The organism is Jeotgalibacillus sp. ET6 (assembly GCF_029667115.1).
Lineage (GTDB): Bacteria > Bacillota > Bacilli > Bacillales > Jeotgalibacillaceae > Jeotgalibacillus.
On the sequence record NZ_JARUIU010000002.1, the window covers coordinates 683,140 to 701,201 of the forward strand.

Sequence of the window (18,062 nt, forward strand, 5' to 3'; positions counted from 1 at the left end):
GCTGATTGGTTTGAATGCTGTTATTATTGCGGTTTTAATTATGCTTGTTTTGAGTCTGCTCCGGATTAATGTTGTAATTGCGCTGGTTATTGGAGGAGTGGCAGGTGGTTTAATCGGGGGTCTTACTATTGATGAGCTTGTCACCGTTTTTTCTGAAGGTGCAGGTGCCGGAGCAAATATTGCACTAAGCTATGCTTTGCTGGGCGGGTTTGCAGTGGCAATTTCGTATACAGGACTGCCAAAGCTGCTGGTTGACAAAATTGTAAAGATAGTCAGCAGAAAAGAAGATTCCAGAAGACAGGCACTTCCGAAAGTTTTGATTGTCCTTGCCATTTTGTTTATATCTTGTTTATCTCAAAATGCTGTTCCGGTTCATATTGCATTTATCCCTCTTTTAATCCCGCCGCTTTTGCTGGTGATGAATGAACTTGAGTTGGATCGGAGGCTCATTGCAACGGTGATTACTTTCGGATTGACGGCTCCCTATATTTTGCTGCCGTACGGATTTGGACAGATTTTTCATAATACGATTGCAGAAAATATGGAACTTAGCGGGCTTGCTATTGATGCTTCAACGATCCCACAGGCGATGCTTATTCCGACAGCGGGAATGGTGATCGGACTAGTGATTGCTGTTTTTGTGACCTACCGTAAACCAAGACAATATGAGGAAAAGGTTATCAGTTCAACGGACCATGTGGGTGAAACAGCGATTAGCACCAAGGATCTGGCGGTAACGGTTCTTGCAATTGTCGCTGCACTGGCTGTTCAGACCTTCATTGAATCGATGGTGTTTGCAGCAGTTGTCGGGCTGGCTGTTCTATTTATTTTCGGAACCGTAAAGGTGAAGGATCAGGATCAGTTGATGACTGATGGCATGAAAATGATGGCTTTTATTGGTTTTGTCATGATCGCATCAAATGGATTTGCTGCCATTTTAAAAGAGACAGGCGATGTTGAAAATCTCGTAAATGGTGCTTCTAATATAATTGGCGACAGCCGTTCGCTCGCCGCGATTCTAATGCTGTTGATCGGTCTTGTAGTAACGATGGGAATCGGATCGTCTTTCGCCACCATTCCGATTATTGCGGTTATCTTTGTTCCATTGGCGGCGCAGCTTGGATTCAGTCCGCTTGCTACCATCGTATTGATTGGAACAGCGGGTGCACTGGGCGACGCAGGTTCTCCCGCTTCTGACAGTACACTTGGCCCCACAGCAGGCCTGAATGCAGATGGACAGCATAACCACATTTGGGATACATGTGTTCCGACATTCATTCATTATAATATTCCGCTCATTCTTTTTGGCTGGATTGCGGCACTGGTTTTATAAGTTAGGCTGATTTCTCAATTCAAGCGTTTGCCCAGCCTCTTCCTTCTTTTTTCACATATTTATATAAGGAAAGAAGAAGGAGGGAGAAGAATGCCGAATTATCCTATTTACAACTATAATCGTTCAGGTTATGGGGGCAGCCGATTTATTGGAGCACCATTTTTTGTGGCTCCATTTTTAGGAGGCTTGCTTGGCGGGGCCCTTGGCGGTGCACTTGTACGCCCTCGCCCACCTTATTATCCTCCATATCCGCCTCCATTTTATCAGCCTGGTTTCCAGCCGGGATATCCACCTGGAGGCTATGGCCCGGGACCATATAATCCTTACTACCGGTAGAAGACTATCAATTATATTGTGACCCTGAGCGCTGAACAAGCGCCGGGGTTTTTTGTTTTGTTCTTGATTTTTCCCATTCTACTCGTCAAGATGAAAGAGACAAAGAGTAAGGGAGAGGTAGCCAATGGACCAACACAATGCAAAGGGAACACTTTTAGAGGCATTAGGAATCGAGATCACCTCGATTGAAAAAGGAGAAGTCGTAGCAACCATGCCGGTGGACGAGCGAACCAGACAGCCATTTGGCTTTCTTCACGGCGGCGCTTCCGTTGCGTTGGCAGAAACTGTAGCAAGCTACGGTTCAGTCGCTTTAATCAATTTAGAGACACATGCTTGCTTCGGTCTGGAAATCAATGCGAATCATATTAAATCTAAAAAAGATGGTGTGGTTACCGCGAGAGCCAGAACGATTCATCAGGGAAGAACGACGATGGTTTGGGAAGTTAAAATCGTGGATGAACAGGAGCAGCTGCTGTGTATTTCCAGATGTACAGTAGCGGTGGTTGAGAAAAAATAAGTTTAGAAACACCCTTTCGTGGAAACATAGAACTATCATATCGAAAGGGTGAAGATTATGCCTTGGACGAAAAATGATTATCCGGATTCCTGGAAGAACTTAGACGCTGATGTCAGGAGTAAAGCAATTGAAATTGGCAATGCTCTTTTGAGAGAAGAGAATTACGAGGAAAGCAGAGTCATTGCAATCGCGACAGACCGTGCAGAAAAATCTGTACAGGGAAGCGATCAAGACCAGCCAGTATATGAAATTTCGACTCATAAGGACGGCTGGCAGCTGAAGCAAAAAGGAAAAGACCGAGCTATTTTTGTGGAGAGCACAAAAAGTCAGCTGGAAGACAAAGCAAAGCCGTATGTATCGGAGCACAACGGTAAACTGGTTATTTACACGGGTGACGGGTCAGTTGAACAAACATTGTATGACCATTAAAAAAGAAGGATTCCGCTATTGGCGGGATCCTTCTTTTTTTGATTCAAATTTTTCTTCTTTATCTGCAAGATCATCCTGTATTGATTTACTCCAAAGCTTGACTCCGCTGTTGTAAGCGGCTCTGGCGATTAAATGACCTCCAACCGGGGCAGTAATCAGGACAAAGAAAATGCCGAGAACTACACGGGAGTTAAAGAAGCCTTCTTCTGTCCAAAAGAAGAGGAGAGTACCAATAAGAATACACATTACCCCAAGTGTAGCGCTTTTAGAAGCGGCGTGCGTCCGGGAGTAGATATCAGGCAGCCTGATTAACCCAATCGCTGTAACAACACTAAAAAAAGCACCGACGAGGATAAAGAACATGATGACATAATCATTAATCTCGCTCACGTTGGATAATCTCCCCTTTCTCTAGGTATTTGGAAAAGGCGACTGTCCCAATAAACGCTAAAATCCCCAAAAGCAGGATTACTTCTAAAAAGACGCTTGTTCTCATCAATACGGAAATAAGTCCAATAACGGATATTAAACTGATTCCAAGAGAATCAAGGGCAATGACACGGTCCGGCGTAGTAGGGCCTTTGATGACTCGGTAAACAATCCCTATCATAGACAATGTGACAGCAACAAGAGAGAGCGAAACAACTAAGGTAAACATTATCGGCTCACCTCCATAATGGCTTTCTCGAATCCTTCTTTTATAGAAGAAACGGCGCTTTTAACATCAGGTATATGAAGAGCGTGTATATACAGCGTTTCATTATCATCAGAGATATCCATTACCAATGTGCCGGGAGTTAACGTAATTAACAAGGACAGGAGCGTTATTTCCCAATCTCGCTTTAAATTTGTATCGTATTTAAATATCCCGGGCTGCATATCCATTTTTGGTTTTAAAACAATAGCTAGAACCTCAAAATTGGCTTTAATCAGCTCCCATAAAAACATGAAAGTTAATCGGATAATCGCAATTACTCTCAGAATATAAAACCGTCCGCTAAGAAATCGTCTCATTCCAAAGACAACGATCATGCTTAAGAAAAAGCCAATAATAAAGCTTGAAACGGTAAACGAACCTTCTAAGAACATCCACAGGAACGCCAAAAAGAAATTTAATAAAAGTTGAAATGCCATTTCACATTACTCCTTTAGCACGGCTTCTATATAGATTGCAGGGTTGATGAGCGGTTCGACAGCTTGAGTGATAAACGGTCTAACTGCTTCTGCTCCTACGCCATATGCAATGGCAATAACCATTAGTACAGCTGCAGGGATCCACAGACGCGAAGCAAGATGTGCTTTTGCTCCTGTATACTCTTTTGGCGTTCCCCAAAAGCCATTTGTGAAAATTTTCATTGCGGAATATAAGACAATTAAGCTTGATCCCAGAATAATTAGGGGTCCAATCATTTCTCCGGCATCAAATCCGCCGCGTACAATGAGCAGTTTTCCAATAAAACCGCTGAGTGGAGGGATTCCTGCAAGAGAGAGAGCTGCGACAAAGTATGTCCAGCCAATCCACGGGTATTCTTTGATCATGCCGCCCATGGATTTTAAATGACTTGATCCTGCAATGGCCATCATAATTCCGATCAATAGGAAAAGCGCTGTTTTGATAATCATATCATGAAGCAGGTAGAAGACAGCTCCTTCAAGCCCATCTGGTGTCATAACAGCAACACCGTACAAAATGACGCCTACTGCAATAATGATGTTGTAAATAATAATCATTTTAACATCTTTGTAAGCCAGTGCGCCTATTGAACCTATGACGATTGTTAACAAAGCCAGCACACCTAAAATCATATGGGTGTAGCCTGTATCATGGTAAAAGAATAAGGTATACGTACGCATGATGGCGTACACACCGACTTTGGTTAATAATGCACCGAATAAAGCAAGTACCGGTATAGGCGGAGCGTGATAAGAACCCGGGAGCCAGAAATACAACGGAAAGATCGCACCTTTAAGCCCGAACACAAGCAAAAAGAAAATGGCGATAACGGTAATAATTCCCGGGTCATTTAATTCTGCAATTTTAACCGAAACATCGGCCATATTCAGCGTTCCGACTACTCCGTACAGAAAAGCAACGGCTGCTACAAATAATGCAGAGGATATTACATTAATCAGTACATACTTAACTGACTCACGCAGCTGTGCTTTTTTTCCTCCTAAAACAATTAACAGGTAAGAGGAAATTAAGAACACTTCGAAAAATACAAACATGTTGAAGATATCGCCTGTAGTGAATGCTCCATTTAATCCAACCATTAAAAACTGAACGGCGATGTAATAAAAATATCGTTCGTATTCGTCCTCAAGGTAGTAAATAGAGTACCAGATCACAGCCAGCGTTACGATACCCGTAGTAAGCACCAAAAGAGCAGACAGCATATCGGATACTAAGGGAATCCCGAAAGGAGCCGGCCAGCTTCCAAGATTCAGTGTTTGAATCCCATTTTGTCTGATCTCCGCTATAAGTACTGCTGATGCTGCTATGGTAGCAACGGTTGAAATAATCGAAATGGTGCGCTGCGCCTTAATGCGTTTCGGGAAAAACATTAGGATTACGCCAGCCAGCAGTGGAATTAAAATAGGAAGCAAAGGTAAATTAATCATGGCTTTCTGTACCTCTCATTTCTTCCATATTGTCCGTCCCGAGCTCCTGATACGTTCTATAAGCAAGTACCAGGAAGAAGGCGGTGACCCCGAAACTGATCACGATGGCTGTCAGAACAAGTGCCTGAGGCAGTGGATCTGTATAAGATGTTACATTGTCACTCAGCACAGGTGCAGCCCCGGTTTTCAATCCGCTCATTGTAAGAAGCAGCAAGTGAGCACCGTGACTTAACAGGCCTGTACCAATAATAATTCTTAATAAGCTTTTAGATAAAATCAGATAGACGGCACTGGCAAACAGAATTCCGACTATAATGCACATTAGAAATTCCATTATTCACTCTCCCCTATCGTTTGAATAATGGTCATTGTTATGCCGATTACCACCATGTACACTCCTATATCAAATAAAACAGCTGTATGAAGAGATGTTTCACCTAATAAAGGAAGATCAAAATAGTCATAAGCATGTGTGAAAAAAGGAACGTTAAATAACAATGAACCAGCTGCTGTCAATACAGCAATTAATAATCCAGCTGCCGTCATAAGCTTATAATCAAACGGCAGTATTTTATCCAGTGTCTTTATATCATAAGCCAGCAGCAGCAGTACAAGAGCAGCTGCTGTCATTAATCCTCCGATAAATCCGCCTCCGGGTGTGTAATGGCCGGCAAAGAACAAATGAATGGAGAATAAGATGATGATAAACGAAATGACTTTCGTTACGGTTTGTAAAATCAGATCATTGGTCTTTTTCATTCATTTTCACTCCTTGCCGTGCGGTACCGGACCATTGCATAGATGCCAAGTGCACCAACCCCCAGTACGCAGATTTCAAACAGCGTATCAAAGCCCCGGAAATCCACCAGAATTACGTTGACCATATTTCCTCCTGCTGCAAGTTCATACACATTGTCAATATGATACTGAGAGATGGATTCATCAGAACGCTGACTGAAAGCAGACAGGGCAATCAGTGTCATCGTAGCGCCGACAAGCACGGATAGAACCGCATTTCCGAATCGGAATCGCATCCGTTCTTCTTTTCTGCTGATTTCAGGCAAATGGTAAAAACAAAGCAGAAACAACGCAACCGTCACCGTTTCAATAACAAGCTGTGTAAGAGCCAAATCCGGCGCTCTGAATAATACGAAGAACAGGGCAACAGAATATCCCACAACGCCTAACGCTACAATAGAAGTAAGGCGGGATTTTGCAAAAAGAATAGTCACGGCTCCTGCTACCAGAACGAGTGCCAGGATGACCTCGTAGCTTTGGATTGCTGCAAGTCCGGATGTATCATAAACAATGCCTTCTTTGATAATAAGAGTTGATAAAAGAATCGCGGTAAAGAATGAAAAGATGTAAACCAAATAGGTTCGCATGAATCCAGTCATAACACCGCTGGTTAAACGGTAGCCCCCTGACTCGCTTCGGGCAAGGCCGCGGTCATAAAGGCCGTTTAATGTAAATCGTTCCGGAATGCGGTTATACACGCCCTGCCATTTCGCGAGGGTAGAGTATAAAACAATTCCAAAAAGAATAATGCCGAGTGTCATAAATAATTCAGGCTGAAAACCATGCCAGAAATAAATATGAACATCCACTTCCTGTCCTGCGTCAACAAGACTTGGAAGGATCGCTTCGACAGCCGGTTTGATCATACTGTTGGAAAGCAGATTCGGGAAGAACCCGAACAGGACGACCATTGAAATCAATACTAGCGGCGAAATGAGCATACCAATCGGCGCTTCATGAGGTTTTTTCGGCAGCTGATCAAACTGCGGTTTGCCAAGGAACGTTTTAAATACGAGCTTTAAGCTGTAAACAAACGTAAACACGCTCGCAATCCAGGCGATAACAGGGAATAAAATGCCCCATGTATTTAAATTAAAAAGATCAAGCTCAAGGACAGAAAGCATGCCGGTTAAGAACATTTCTTTGCTTAAGAACCCGTTAAATGGAGGAAGTCCTGCCATTGAAAAGGATCCAATGATCGCAATTGTAAAGGTAATTGGCATCAGATTGACCAGACCGCCAAGCTTTCTGATATCCCTGGTGCCTGTTTCATGATCGACAATCCCTGCCATCATGAACAAGCTTCCTTTGAAGGTAGCATGATTAATTAAATGAAAGACTGCTGCGATGGTTGCGACCATATAAATATTGTCATCCAGATAATCATAATGCAGGGCTGCTGCACCTACGCCAAGAAGGGACATAATTAACCCCAGCTGACTAATCGTGGAATAAGCCAGAATGGCTTTCAGGTCGGTTTGTTTGACTGCATTAAAGGAACCCCAGAACAAGGTGAAAATCCCAAAACCGGCAACCAGCCACAGCCATAGTCCCGATTCTGCAAATACAGGACTCATCCGGGCTACAAGATAGATTCCCGCTTTTACCATCGTGGCAGAGTGTAGATACGCACTGACTGGCGTAGGGGCTTCCATCGCATCAGGAAGCCAGATATGAAATGGGAACTGTGCGGACTTTGTAAAGGCTCCCAGTAAGATTAAAATCAATGCGGGAATAAATAATGGATCAGTAATTAATACATCTGACAGACCGATTAATTCCTGAATGCTGAAGGTATTGCCCATTAAGTAGAGAAGAACTATTCCCCCCAGCATGGAAAGTCCGCCAAAGACCGTAATCAGCATGGACTTTTGTGCACCGTATCTCGACCGTTCCCGATCGTACCAATATCCAATTAAAAGAAAAGAGGAAATAGAGGTAAATTCCCAGAACATGTATAGCACGATTAAGTTATCTGAAAGAACAACTCCGAGCATGGCGCCCATAAACATCAACAGATAGACATAAAAATTGTGCAGTGCTTCTTTTTCTTTCGCTAAGTAATAAATCGAATAAAGGACAACAAGTGCGCCGATACCTGTAATCAGCATGGCAAATAACAAACCCAGCCCGTCAACGTGCGCAATAAAATTAATCCCCAGTGAGGGAATCCATTCCAACGTTTTCGTAACAGTTTCACCGTCCCTGGTAACAGGGAGGTATTGAACAAAGTAAATAAAAAGCAATAGCGGAACGAGTAAAACAAACCATCCCGTATGAATGTTTCTCAAACCCTTAAACAAAAAAGGGATGAAAACTGCCGCCAGAAAAGGCAGGACTATGGCTAGATGAAGCAACGACAACGAAAATCCCTCCTTAATACATTCATCACATTAGATTTCCCCATATAACAAGAGGCTACACATGTAAATAAGGACTACATTAGTAAGCAGCTCATATCTGCATACGCAGTCCTTTGTGATTTGATCATTTTGTTTGTGTAAATAGAAGTATAACGTAAATAAACAATCTGTGCATGCCTGAAAGTCTATGAATAACGGCGTTCTAATCCGCTTATATATATGAAGAAAGAGAATAAAAAGGGATAGAATTTAATAAAATTGTCGAAATTCGCGGCATGGTTTTCTCTTATTAACCGGCGAAAGAATCCACCGCTTTAACATTATAAGTGGGCATGGGTTCTCAGAAAATCAAAATTTCCTTTTCATTCCTATCCCAAACGATTAATATGAAAGAGAACACTGTAAGTTAAATCCTAGGAGAGAATCATGAAAAATACATACTTAACCGGCTATCTTCCGCTTTTTTCAATACTGATGTTCAGCTTAACCTTTTCCGTTTACGGGGTTGGAGTATGTGTGGACCTGTTTAAAGGCATCGGAATTTATGCTGGGATGCGCGAATTTTTATCGGATATTCAACTTAAACTATTCATTTTGATCATGCTGATGATCCTGTTTTTTATGGTTTTTGCGGCACTAAAGCTAATTGCGGAAACAATCAATGAAGTTGCATTACTTTTCTTCTCGAGAGATCGGGAAGGGAAGGTGCTGCAGCTTGTCCGGTCAGGCTCAATTATTTATTTTGCCGGCTCTCTGGCAAGTGTGGCGAGCTTAAAATCCTTTATTGGCCTGGTCAGCATTTTCCTGGTTACCTCATTTATCTATTTTGTTTATTTTGTTGTTAAGACAAGCACAACATTGACTACAGCTGGAACCATTGGTGTGATCTTATTTGAGGTCCTTATTTGGTCTGTGCTGGTTTCCAGCATTCTTTATGTAATTGTTAAACTTTACAATAGCCTTATGGCCAGCCTGCCGATCCTCGATCAGCTTTAAAGGAAGAATCTGATTGTCTTTCAGGTCAAAAAAAAGCCTGGGACAAAAGTGTCTCAGGCTCGCTGACCGTTTCGCTGCGCTTCAGTCGGACGCTTTCCGCTGCACTTACCTCTTACTACTTCTATTTCGCCTCATTTTTACCCCTTTTTCAGTTAAAACTCAGCTTATTTTTGTGCTGGATATATTCCCCCTCTATCTAAGGTGAAAAGAATCGATCGGACACCTGCATGCCAGTCCCTGCTTCTTACTGCATGATCTCCCGCCAAATAGCATGGGCCGGCCTGTTATATTCGATCTTTTCCATACTTTGGGGCAGATCATGGCCTACCCATACGCCGGTTGTGAATTCATCTGTTAATCCTATCGTCCAATAATCAAAGTACTGATTGGTTGTTCCGGTTTTGATTCCTACGTAAGGTTTGTTGACGTAAGCAGGCTTTCCTGTACCTCTCAGTGCTGCTTGTGAGAGCAGGTCTCTTAATTTGGACGTTGTCTGAGGAGACCAGATGGTTACAGGTTCTTTGGGCCATTCATAAAGGATATTCCCCTGATCATCTGTTACGTTTACAATCGCATGGGATCTTGTGTAGGTCCCATCAATGAAGCTTGTATAGGCATCTGTCATTTCAAGAGGCGTCATGCCATAGGTAAATCCTCCAACAGCAGAAGCCAGTGTTTCGTCACGCTTCTCCACGTGTTTGAAGGCGAAGGGCGTTAAATATTGATGTGCTTCTTCTACACCTGTCCTTTCAAGTAAGCGGATTGCAGGAGTATTAAGGGAGAGAAAAAAAGCTGTCGATAGCGTTACATCATTATAGTTGGCACCTCCGTAGTTTTCCGGGCAGTACGCCTCCTGGCAATAGCTGCTTGCATCGACAATCTGAGATAGAGCGGGCTGGGTATGCTCAATATAAGGGCCATAGACAAGCAGCGGTTTAATCGCAGAGCCTGGCTGCCTGACCGCCTGAAACGAACGGTTGAAATTATATTTTTGATAGTCTTTGCCTCCTGCTACAGAGACGATCTCTCTAGTAGCATTTCGGATTATGACGCTTGCGCCTTCAACACCTTCATAGGGCAGATTATTCTGAACGGCCTGGATATTCCGGCGCTGAAGGACGGGGTCAAGGGCAGTGTGAATGGTTACGCCAGACTGCAGGACCTGATTTGTGCGCTCATTCAAAGCTTTTTGAATCCGATTTGCCTCATCGTCTGAATCTGCCTGCTGAATTTTTTTAGCATAGCCTTCAGTAAGAGCAATTAATTTCATTAATTCATGTTCCACATAGACGGCATAATCGGGATACAGATCGATGGATTCATAGATGTCGAGACTGATTTTTTCAGCCTTTATTTTGTGCCCTTCATCCTTCTGAATCTTGTTTTCGGCCACCATCAAATCAATAAGCCGCTCCTGTCTCTCCTTTGCCGCATCAAAGTGATCAATCGGGTCATATTTACCAGGATTATTGGGTATAGCAGCAAGAAACGCGAGCTGTGCGTAAGACAATTCCTCCAGTTCCTGCTGAAAATAGTACAGAGAAGCCGCACGTATGCCATACACCCCGTTGCTGAAATAAATAATATTAAAATACCCCTGCAAAATTTCATCTTTTGTCAGCGATTGTTCAAGCTCGTAAGAATAAACAAGCTCGGTTAATTTACGGTTATATGTTTTTTCCTGTGTCAGGTACAAATTACGTGCAAGCTGCTGGGTAATCGTGCTGCCCCCCTGCTGAATATGAGTAAACACGAGGTTTTTAACGACAGCACGTATGATGGCACCTGCGTCGAATCCGATATGATCATAAAAATTCCGATCTTCAGAATAGATGATAATGTCCTTTAAAAAATCAGGAATCTGGTCTTCTTCTGCATAGTAGCGCAATTCAGACGACCCCTGGGAGAACCGGTCACCGTTTTTATCCACCAAAAAACTCGTCTGGCTTGGGAAAGACTGCTCCACGTCAATAGTTGCAGAAAGAGCCTCATTAAATGTTAAAACACTTTGATACTCCTTATTCGTTCCAATCCAGAAAAACAGACATAGTGGGAGCAGGAGCCCAATTGTGATATAGCCTATGGTCATGCGCATAATTATTCACTCGTTTCTAAATATAACCTACAGTTGTTGAACAGAAGCCGTTTGTTTTCGACTCCACCATAAAAGACCGAATGCACACAGGAATAATCCGCCTGTTACATAAAAAACAGCTGAAATGCCAATAAATCCTGACACAATTCCACCAAATGTCGGACCGATGACATTTCCCAAAAATCGAAAGCTCTGATTGTATCCTAGCACTTCTCCCTGCATAGAAACAGGAGCAGCATGACGGATAAAAGCCGTAACACTCGGAATAATTCCGCCTATTGCCATCCCGAATAAAAACCGTAAAATGACAAGCTGCCAAAGCTCCGTTACAAGTGCCTGGGGAATAATAAATAAAGTGGACAAAATCAGCAGTAGTGTCAGCACCTTCTCATAGCCGATTTTATCACCCAGCCTTCCCCAGGAGCGTGTGGCAATCAGGTTTCCAAAGCCGGTTGCGGAAAACGCCAGTCCGGATAAAAAAGCAATATTGGATGCCGAGGTAAGGCCGCCCACATACAAGGCAAGAAGCGGCTGAATACTGAAGTTTGCCATTTGAACTAAAAAAGAAAGAGCCATAACTGTCAGCAAAAGGCGATGGCTTGTAATATGGTTAAAAACTTGTTTTCGTGTATAAACGGTTTCATCTTTAGTATCGGCTGATTTTTTCTTTTCTGAAATACCTATTAGAACAACTGTCGCAGCAAGTGTAATAGAAACAGCTGTAATGAGAAATGTATAGCTGAAGCCGAATGCATCTGCAAGAATGCCTCCCATGAGAGGGCCTAGTAAACTTCCGGACACCGTTCCCATTTGAAGAGTTCCGAGGGTGCGGCCTGCAATATGACGGGGTGTCTGAGAAGAAATGAAGGCAAGTGATGTAGGAATAAAACCGGTGACTAATCCCATACACAGCCGGAGAATAAATAATCCTTCAACAGTTTGAATAAAGCCCATTAAAAAAATGGAAATCGCGATGCCATATCCTGTTATTAACAAAATCGGCTTATAGCCAAACCGGTCTCCAAACCTTCCCCAAATTGGAGAAACGATAAAAGCGCTAAGAAATGTGATGCCAAAAACCATGCCCGACCATTTCTGTACATATTCGGACGAAAAATTTCCCATTGTATCGATATAAAGTGATAAAAACGGCAAAACCATGGTAGCACTTGCAGCAACTAAAAAGTTTGCGACCCACATGATTACCAGGTTCTTTTTTTCCTGCGTCAATACGTACACCTTCTTTTTAAGTCCATGCTTCTGAAAAAAAGCAGATAATGTTTCGTCTTTCTAAATAAGTATACAGGATCAAACGGTGCGTGCAACTGCAGAAAGAAAGCGTTAATTGTCGTAAGAAAATTCAGACTTCAGTTCCTTCTGCTTCCCTGAACATGATATAATCAAACATAATAATTTTATAAACAGCTGGTCAGGGCGGCTGGAAAAGGATTGTAAATAAGCTGTTTTCGATAGAATGAAAAAGGACAAGCACTGCTTTTAAGAGAAAGACCACAGGGATGCATGCCTCACTTCGTAAACAGCATCTAAAGATTAAAGGCTGGCTTTAACAGTCTTAAAGAAAGGAGAAAAAAGATGAAGGGAAATGAACCAGCTTTACTATTTATTGATTTTGAATTCTCAATGCCTGAAGGCCGGGGACCTAAAGGATTTTTTCCGGAGATTATAGAAGTGGGCCTGATCAGTATACTGGACAGAACTGAAACCAATGAATTCTCAAGTTACGTTAAGCCAAGGGTGTTCAAAAGACTGACTCGACGCTGCAGATCCTTTCTATCTATCACGCAGGAAGATGTTGACCAGGGCATAACCCTCGCTGCTCTTGTGAAAAAGCTGGCAGCACTGAATAACGGCGGACATAATAAAGTAATTACCTGGGGAAATATGGACATGAAGGTGCTCCGGCAAAATTGTGAACGCGCACGTCTTCCTTTTCCATTAAGCGGTGAATTCATTGACCTGTCTATGGAATACAAACGTTTTTTTGGAGACCGGAATCAGACAGGCTTATGGAAGGCAGTACAGGAATATGGAAGAGATGGTGTAGGCAATCATCATAAAGCACTTGATGACGCAATGACTACGTACCATATTTACCAGCTGGTAGAGAAGGACAAGCGCTACTTGAATAAAGTGGAGCCGACGACATTGGGAGAAAGAGTGGATTTCACAAAGCTTCAGCAGCTGCTTGTTCAATAAAAAGAAGAGCTTGGGACAAAAGTGTCTCAAGCTCTTTGACCGGTTCACTTCGCTTCAGGCGACGGCTTTCTGCAGGTATAGCGCTGAACCCTCCTCAGGCTTTGCCTTGTGGAGTATGAAGCAACCGTCATGTCCTGCAGGGTGTCTCCACCTTCCGCTCCGCTCACCTACTACTAGTAATAAATATATCCTCATTTTTTAAACTTTTTTGAGTTTTGTCTCCGCTTTTTAAACGCTTAATCTAAGAGATCATAGATAAAAATGAGCCTTTCAATTAAAATCTATGGAGTACATAAGCGCGTATTCTTTTTTTACTTCCTGAAGCGCTTTATAGCTTTTTTCTTCATACGCCCCCGATTTGCTTTCCAATTCCTGTTCAAGGGCTGAAACAGAGTCTTTTAAGCTGGAAAAATAGTCTCCTGGTGCTTCATCAAAAGGCTTTATCATGGTAAAGGGGATATTCGCTCGTTCATTGAATGAAAGAGCCTTGCGTTCGTGAAATAGAGGCACCTCAGTTTCATTTGGATGGTGGAGATCGCCTTGCTTTGGATGCTTGCGTACTTCTTTTATTTGAACAACTGCATGGCTGCCCTTATTTTCTGTAATTTGTCCGATATAAGCCCCGGTTTTATAAAAGGCTCTTACCATCTGACCGACTTCAATCTCTGACATCTTACCACTCCCTTCATTGCTTCCTTCTATTGTAAAACAAACGGATGATTTTTTGTTCTTTTTAAGGTAAAGTATTGGTGGAGGCGAATAATATGAAAATTAAATTACTTGGAATTTTTTTGATTTTTATCTTGATGCTTGCAGCTTGCGGGTCAAATGAAGAAGATGCATCCAACGGCGGTGCAGAAGAGGAACAAACGGAGGAAACCGCTGAATCAGAAGAAGCAGATGAGTCTGCAGAAGAAGCTGATTCAGGTGAACCGGTTGAATATCCTCAGCTGGATGAAGAGGCTTCCGAAGACGAGCCTGTTGCGAAAATGGTGACGAATAAAGGGGAAATCACAATCAAATTTTTCCCTGAATATGCGCCTAAAACAGTAGAGAATTTTCTGACTCACAGTAAGGACGGGTACTACGATGGTGTTACGTTCCACCGTGTGATCGATGAATTTATGATTCAGGGTGGAGATCCTGAAGGGACAGGCAGAGGCGGAGAAAGTATTTATGGGGAAGCGTTTGAAGATGAATTTACTCCATCTTTAATCCATATACGCGGCGCCCTATCTATGGCCAATTCAGGACCTAATACGAACGGAAGCCAGTTCTTTATCGTACAAAATACAGAATTGCCGGAAGGTTTTACCGGTCAAATGGAAGAAGCGGGATTTCCTGAAGAAGTAATAGCCGCATATGATGAGAACGGCGGCACACCTCAGCTGGACGGAAAACATACGGTTTTCGGACAAGTCATTGAAGGCATGGATGTCGTGGATGAAATCGCTGCAGTGGAAAAAGACGAAAGTGATAAACCCGATGAAGATGTCATTATCGAATCAATTGAGATTATTCAGGAATAAAGAGTAACGTGAGCTAAAATTAAGAATACGGTGGAACTTCCGTCTTTGCGGAAGCGCCACCGTTTTTGTGTCTGCATCAGATGAAGATTCAATTCAAAACGCTTATTAAAGGGGGAAAAGAAATGAACAAGGAGCAATATGACAGCGCTTTGGAAGAATATGCAGAGCTTGCCGTAAAAGTCGGCGTTACTATACAGCCTGGTCAATATTTATGGATAGCAGCTTCAATCGGAACAGAAAATTTTGTTCGAAAAGTTGTGAAAAAAGCCTATATGGCTGGAGCAGCAAATGTACATGTGCAATGGAATGACGAAGAAGTCACGCGGACTCATTATGAACAAGCTCCTGAGGAAGCTTTTCATTTTTATCCTCCCTGGCTTGTAGAAGCCCACAAGGAATTGATCGACAAGAAAGGAGCCATTCTCAGTATAGAATCAGAGGATCCTGATTTACTTAAAGGGATTTCAGCAGACCGCATCACTTCATACGCTAAAGTAAAAGCACAATCACTGGACTATTTTTATGAAGTGCTTGAAAAAGACGGAATCAGCTGGTCCATTCTTGCACTGCCCTCTCAAAAATGGGCAGATAAGGTGTTTCCGGATGTGCCTGATCATGAACGGGTTGAAAAATTATGGGACGCCATTTTTAAAATTGTCCGTCTTGATCACGATGATCCAGTGGAAGCATGGAGGCATCATATAGAGCTCCTGCAGAATAGAGCGGATCAGCTGACTGAGAAAAATTTCGCCAAGCTCCATTACAAAGGAGAAGGAACGGATATCACCGTCGAGCTGCCGGAAGATCATATTTGGCTGACAGGAGCGAGTAAAAACGAACAGGGCCACCCATTTATCGCAAATCTGCCAACCGAAGAGGTCTATACAGTCCCTCACAGGCTTGGAGTTAATGGAGTGGTCTCCAATACCAAGCCCTTAGTTTATCAGGGGAATATCATACACGGCTTTTCATTAACGTTTAAAGAAGGAAAAGTGGTGGATATCAAAGCAGATCAAGGTCTGGAACTGCTTGAAAAAATCGTCAGCATGGATGATGGGTCTGATTATCTGGGGGAGATTGCTCTTGTTCCTCACCGATCGCCCATTTCAAACTCAGGGATTCTTTTTTTCAACACCCTGTTTGATGAAAATGCCTCCAATCATTTTGCTCTTGGATCCTGCTACCCGGTATGTGTAAAAGGTGGAGCTCAAATGAATGATCTGGAAAGGGAAGTGCATGGGCTGAATGACAGTGTAGTACATGAGGATTTCATGATCGGGTCAGCTGAAATGGAGATTGATGGCATTCATTTTGATGGCACGGTCGAGCCGGTGTTCAGAAAAGGCAACTGGGCTTTTTAATATAAGTTGAAGAGGGCGGGACGTTTCCATTGATTTGCGAAGCTGTCATCCAAAAAAGTGGACAGGTCCTTTTGATCGGTCTGGAAAATATAATACTTGAAGCCGAAGTTTTCACACCATGTAAAGAGAAGTGAGAAATGAAAGGAAATCGGGTCGTGTGTCACTAAACGTTCATTGTCCCCAGGTGGCAGGGCGGGTGATGAGTTGTTATAATGAAGCCAAACATGCGTTGAGAGGATGAAGAAGCATGGCTGGCTGGTTTATGCTGCAACTATTTTTATATTTCCCGGAAGACAAAAGTGAATATATCCCTGCGGCGTTTTGGATGCTGCTGTTTCTTGTACTGACTGTTCTTACCTTCAGATGGATTGTGCGTGTCTCCAAAAAACAGGAAGAAAAAACACGAGAATTTGAAGAAGAAATCAACCGAGAAAGACAGCAGCAAAAGCTGTGATAGTAAAAACCCGAATTACAAAGCTCGATCCGAGTCTGTAATTCGGGTTTTTTTATATCCTTTTTGACGAAATTGCGTTTCGCATTTTTTCCAGTGCTGCCTGACCATCCCCCTGCAGAGAACGCATGACACTGACATATAGCGCATCTACATAGCTGAGCTGAGCGATGCGGGAAGACAATGCTTCTGATCGGTGGTCCGTTTCATCTGACAGGGTATAAAGGGACAGATCTGCCTGTTTGCTGAGTGGTGATTTTGCCAGATTTGTGATGGCAATAGTTTTTGCTCCGGCTTTTTTAGCAATCTGGCAGGTTTTCAAAATATCCTTGGTGGAGCCAGAGTGAGAAAGAAAAACTGCACAATCGCCTTCTTGAAGCTGAGAGGCGCTCATGAGCTGAATATGGGAGTCAGGGGGGGCCGAAACAAATAAACCGGTCCGGATAAACTTATGATAGGCATCCATGGCAAGCACGTAGGAACCCCCGCTGCCGTAAAATTCGATTTTATTGGCATTTAAAATAAATTGAGCCGCTTTCTCCAGCTGGTCAGCATCAATAATTGCCATTGTATCTTCAAGAGTTTTCATATTTGAACGAAATACTTTTTCAGCGAGTGTTTTTGTGTCATCCGCTTCTGTTATTTCATCGTGAATGTTTTTAATCGGTGTAACGACTTCTGAAGCCAATGCAATCTTCATGGACTGATAGCCGGTAAAGCCAATTCTCTTGCAAAAACGGAACACAGTGGAATCAGCTACGTTAAGTTCTTCAGCAAATTGGGTAATCGTTAAATGAATGATGTTTTGGGGGTCGCGTAAAATAAAATCGGCAATCTTTAATTCTTTTGTACTGAAACCAGGATAAAGAGATCGAATCTTAGCCAGGCACAGCCTGTTGTCAGTTATCATGCAGCAAGTACCTCAGTTCTTCAGAATTTTTTAAAGTTCCTAACGATTCTTTTCATACTTTTATTATAAAATAAAAATTTTTTCATTGAAAGCGATTGCAATAAG

General features: G+C 42.7%; 20 protein-coding genes. 9 read left to right on the forward strand and 11 right to left on the reverse strand.

The features are described 5' to 3' along the window. Positions 1-10: 10 nt before the first annotated feature. The 4 genes from P6709_RS08530 to P6709_RS08545 all read left to right on the forward strand — a co-directional run bounded on the left by P6709_RS08530 (position 11) and on the right by P6709_RS08545 (position 2,615). On the forward strand, positions 11-1,333 hold the full coding sequence (locus tag P6709_RS08530; RefSeq protein ID WP_278240469.1) for a Na+/H+ antiporter family protein: 1,323 nt from the start codon (positions 11-13) through the stop codon (positions 1,331-1,333). A gap of 90 nt (positions 1,334-1,423) precedes the next feature. Next, positions 1,424-1,669 (forward strand): hypothetical protein, encoded by a 246-nt coding sequence (locus P6709_RS08535; protein WP_278240470.1) that lies wholly within the window; start codon positions 1,424-1,426, stop codon positions 1,667-1,669. 124 nt (positions 1,670-1,793) lie between these two features. Beyond that, entirely contained in the window at positions 1,794-2,186 is a 393-nt protein-coding gene (locus tag P6709_RS08540; RefSeq protein WP_278240471.1) for a hotdog fold thioesterase, read from the forward strand. 57 nt (positions 2,187-2,243) lie between these two features. Beyond that, a complete protein-coding gene (locus tag P6709_RS08545; protein WP_278240472.1) occupies positions 2,244-2,615 on the forward strand; it encodes a DUF2188 domain-containing protein in 372 nt (123 codons plus the stop codon). A 15-nt stretch (positions 2,616-2,630) separates the two neighbouring features. Here the strand turns inward: P6709_RS08545 and mnhG are convergent, their stop codons facing one another. The 7 genes from mnhG to P6709_RS08580 are packed head-to-tail and all read right to left on the reverse strand — an operon-like array spanning position 2,631 to position 8,398. Continuing rightward, positions 2,631-3,005, reverse strand: a complete 375-nt coding sequence (gene mnhG, locus P6709_RS08550) for a monovalent cation/H(+) antiporter subunit G (RefSeq protein ID WP_278240473.1) — start codon at positions 3,003-3,005, stop codon at positions 2,631-2,633. Beyond that, the gene (locus P6709_RS08555; protein ID WP_278240474.1) at positions 2,992-3,273 is read right to left on the reverse strand and encodes a Na(+)/H(+) antiporter subunit F1; all 282 of its coding nucleotides are present in this window, start codon (positions 3,271-3,273) and stop codon (positions 2,992-2,994) included. Before P6709_RS08555 ends, mnhG begins: the two co-directional genes overlap by 14 nt. After that, complete coding sequence (locus P6709_RS08560) at positions 3,273-3,749, reverse strand: Na+/H+ antiporter subunit E (RefSeq protein WP_278240475.1); 477 nt, start codon at positions 3,747-3,749, stop codon at positions 3,273-3,275. The genes P6709_RS08555 and P6709_RS08560 overlap by 1 nt, the downstream gene beginning before the upstream one ends. A gap of 6 nt (positions 3,750-3,755) precedes the next feature. Further along, positions 3,756-5,237 (reverse strand): Na+/H+ antiporter subunit D, encoded by a 1,482-nt coding sequence (locus P6709_RS08565; protein ID WP_278240476.1) that lies wholly within the window; start codon positions 5,235-5,237, stop codon positions 3,756-3,758. Beyond that, a complete protein-coding gene (locus P6709_RS08570; RefSeq protein WP_278240477.1) occupies positions 5,230-5,571 on the reverse strand; it encodes a Na(+)/H(+) antiporter subunit C in 342 nt (113 codons plus the stop codon). The genes P6709_RS08565 and P6709_RS08570 overlap by 8 nt, the downstream gene beginning before the upstream one ends. Continuing rightward, positions 5,571-5,996 carry a Na(+)/H(+) antiporter subunit B gene (locus tag P6709_RS08575; protein WP_278240478.1) on the reverse strand — a complete coding sequence of 142 codons (426 nt, stop codon included), beginning with the start codon at positions 5,994-5,996 and terminating at the stop codon, positions 5,571-5,573. The genes P6709_RS08570 and P6709_RS08575 overlap by 1 nt, the downstream gene beginning before the upstream one ends. Beyond that, positions 5,993-8,398, reverse strand: coding sequence for a Na+/H+ antiporter subunit A (locus tag P6709_RS08580; protein ID WP_278240479.1), 2,406 nt, complete (start codon positions 8,396-8,398; stop codon positions 5,993-5,995). Before P6709_RS08580 ends, P6709_RS08575 begins: the two co-directional genes overlap by 4 nt. Positions 8,399-8,824: 426 nt before the next feature. Here P6709_RS08580 and P6709_RS08585 point away from each other — a divergent pair, with 426 nt between their 5' ends. Then, positions 8,825-9,394 (forward strand): DUF5366 family protein, encoded by a 570-nt coding sequence (locus P6709_RS08585; RefSeq protein ID WP_278240480.1) that lies wholly within the window; start codon positions 8,825-8,827, stop codon positions 9,392-9,394. A 244-nt stretch (positions 9,395-9,638) separates the two neighbouring features. Here the strand turns inward: P6709_RS08585 and P6709_RS08590 are convergent, their stop codons facing one another. Together P6709_RS08590 and P6709_RS08595 are read right to left on the reverse strand one after the other, a co-directional pair. Beyond that, positions 9,639-11,489, reverse strand: a complete 1,851-nt coding sequence (locus tag P6709_RS08590) for a transglycosylase domain-containing protein (RefSeq protein ID WP_278240481.1) — start codon at positions 11,487-11,489, stop codon at positions 9,639-9,641. A 27-nt stretch (positions 11,490-11,516) separates the two neighbouring features. Next, the gene (locus P6709_RS08595; protein ID WP_278240482.1) at positions 11,517-12,719 is read right to left on the reverse strand and encodes an MFS transporter; all 1,203 of its coding nucleotides are present in this window, start codon (positions 12,717-12,719) and stop codon (positions 11,517-11,519) included. Positions 12,720-13,082: 363 nt separating this feature from the next. Here P6709_RS08595 and kapD point away from each other — a divergent pair, with 363 nt between their 5' ends. Further along, positions 13,083-13,706 (forward strand): 3'-5' exonuclease KapD, encoded by a 624-nt coding sequence (kapD, locus tag P6709_RS08600; protein WP_278240483.1) that lies wholly within the window; start codon positions 13,083-13,085, stop codon positions 13,704-13,706. A 270-nt stretch (positions 13,707-13,976) separates the two neighbouring features. On the opposite strand, the gene kapB is transcribed toward kapD, so the two are convergent. Then, positions 13,977-14,378 (reverse strand): sporulation phosphorelay system protein KapB, encoded by a 402-nt coding sequence (gene kapB / locus P6709_RS08605; protein WP_278240484.1) that lies wholly within the window; start codon positions 14,376-14,378, stop codon positions 13,977-13,979. A 92-nt stretch (positions 14,379-14,470) separates the two neighbouring features. Here kapB and P6709_RS08610 point away from each other — a divergent pair, with 92 nt between their 5' ends. The 3 genes from P6709_RS08610 (at position 14,471) to P6709_RS08620 (ending at position 17,050) form a co-directional block, all read left to right on the forward strand. Beyond that, on the forward strand, positions 14,471-15,235 hold the full coding sequence (locus P6709_RS08610) for a peptidylprolyl isomerase (protein WP_278240485.1): 765 nt from the start codon (positions 14,471-14,473) through the stop codon (positions 15,233-15,235). Between the two features lie 122 nt (positions 15,236-15,357). Beyond that, positions 15,358-16,596 carry an aminopeptidase gene (locus P6709_RS08615; protein ID WP_278240486.1) on the forward strand — a complete coding sequence of 413 codons (1,239 nt, stop codon included), beginning with the start codon at positions 15,358-15,360 and terminating at the stop codon, positions 16,594-16,596. Between the two features lie 247 nt (positions 16,597-16,843). Next, a complete protein-coding gene (locus tag P6709_RS08620; RefSeq protein ID WP_278240487.1) occupies positions 16,844-17,050 on the forward strand; it encodes a hypothetical protein in 207 nt (68 codons plus the stop codon). 52 nt (positions 17,051-17,102) lie between these two features. Here P6709_RS08620 and P6709_RS08625 read toward each other — a convergent pair whose 3' ends face one another. Then, positions 17,103-17,957 carry a MurR/RpiR family transcriptional regulator gene (locus P6709_RS08625; protein ID WP_278240488.1) on the reverse strand — a complete coding sequence of 285 codons (855 nt, stop codon included), beginning with the start codon at positions 17,955-17,957 and terminating at the stop codon, positions 17,103-17,105. Positions 17,958-18,062 lie beyond the last annotated feature (105 nt).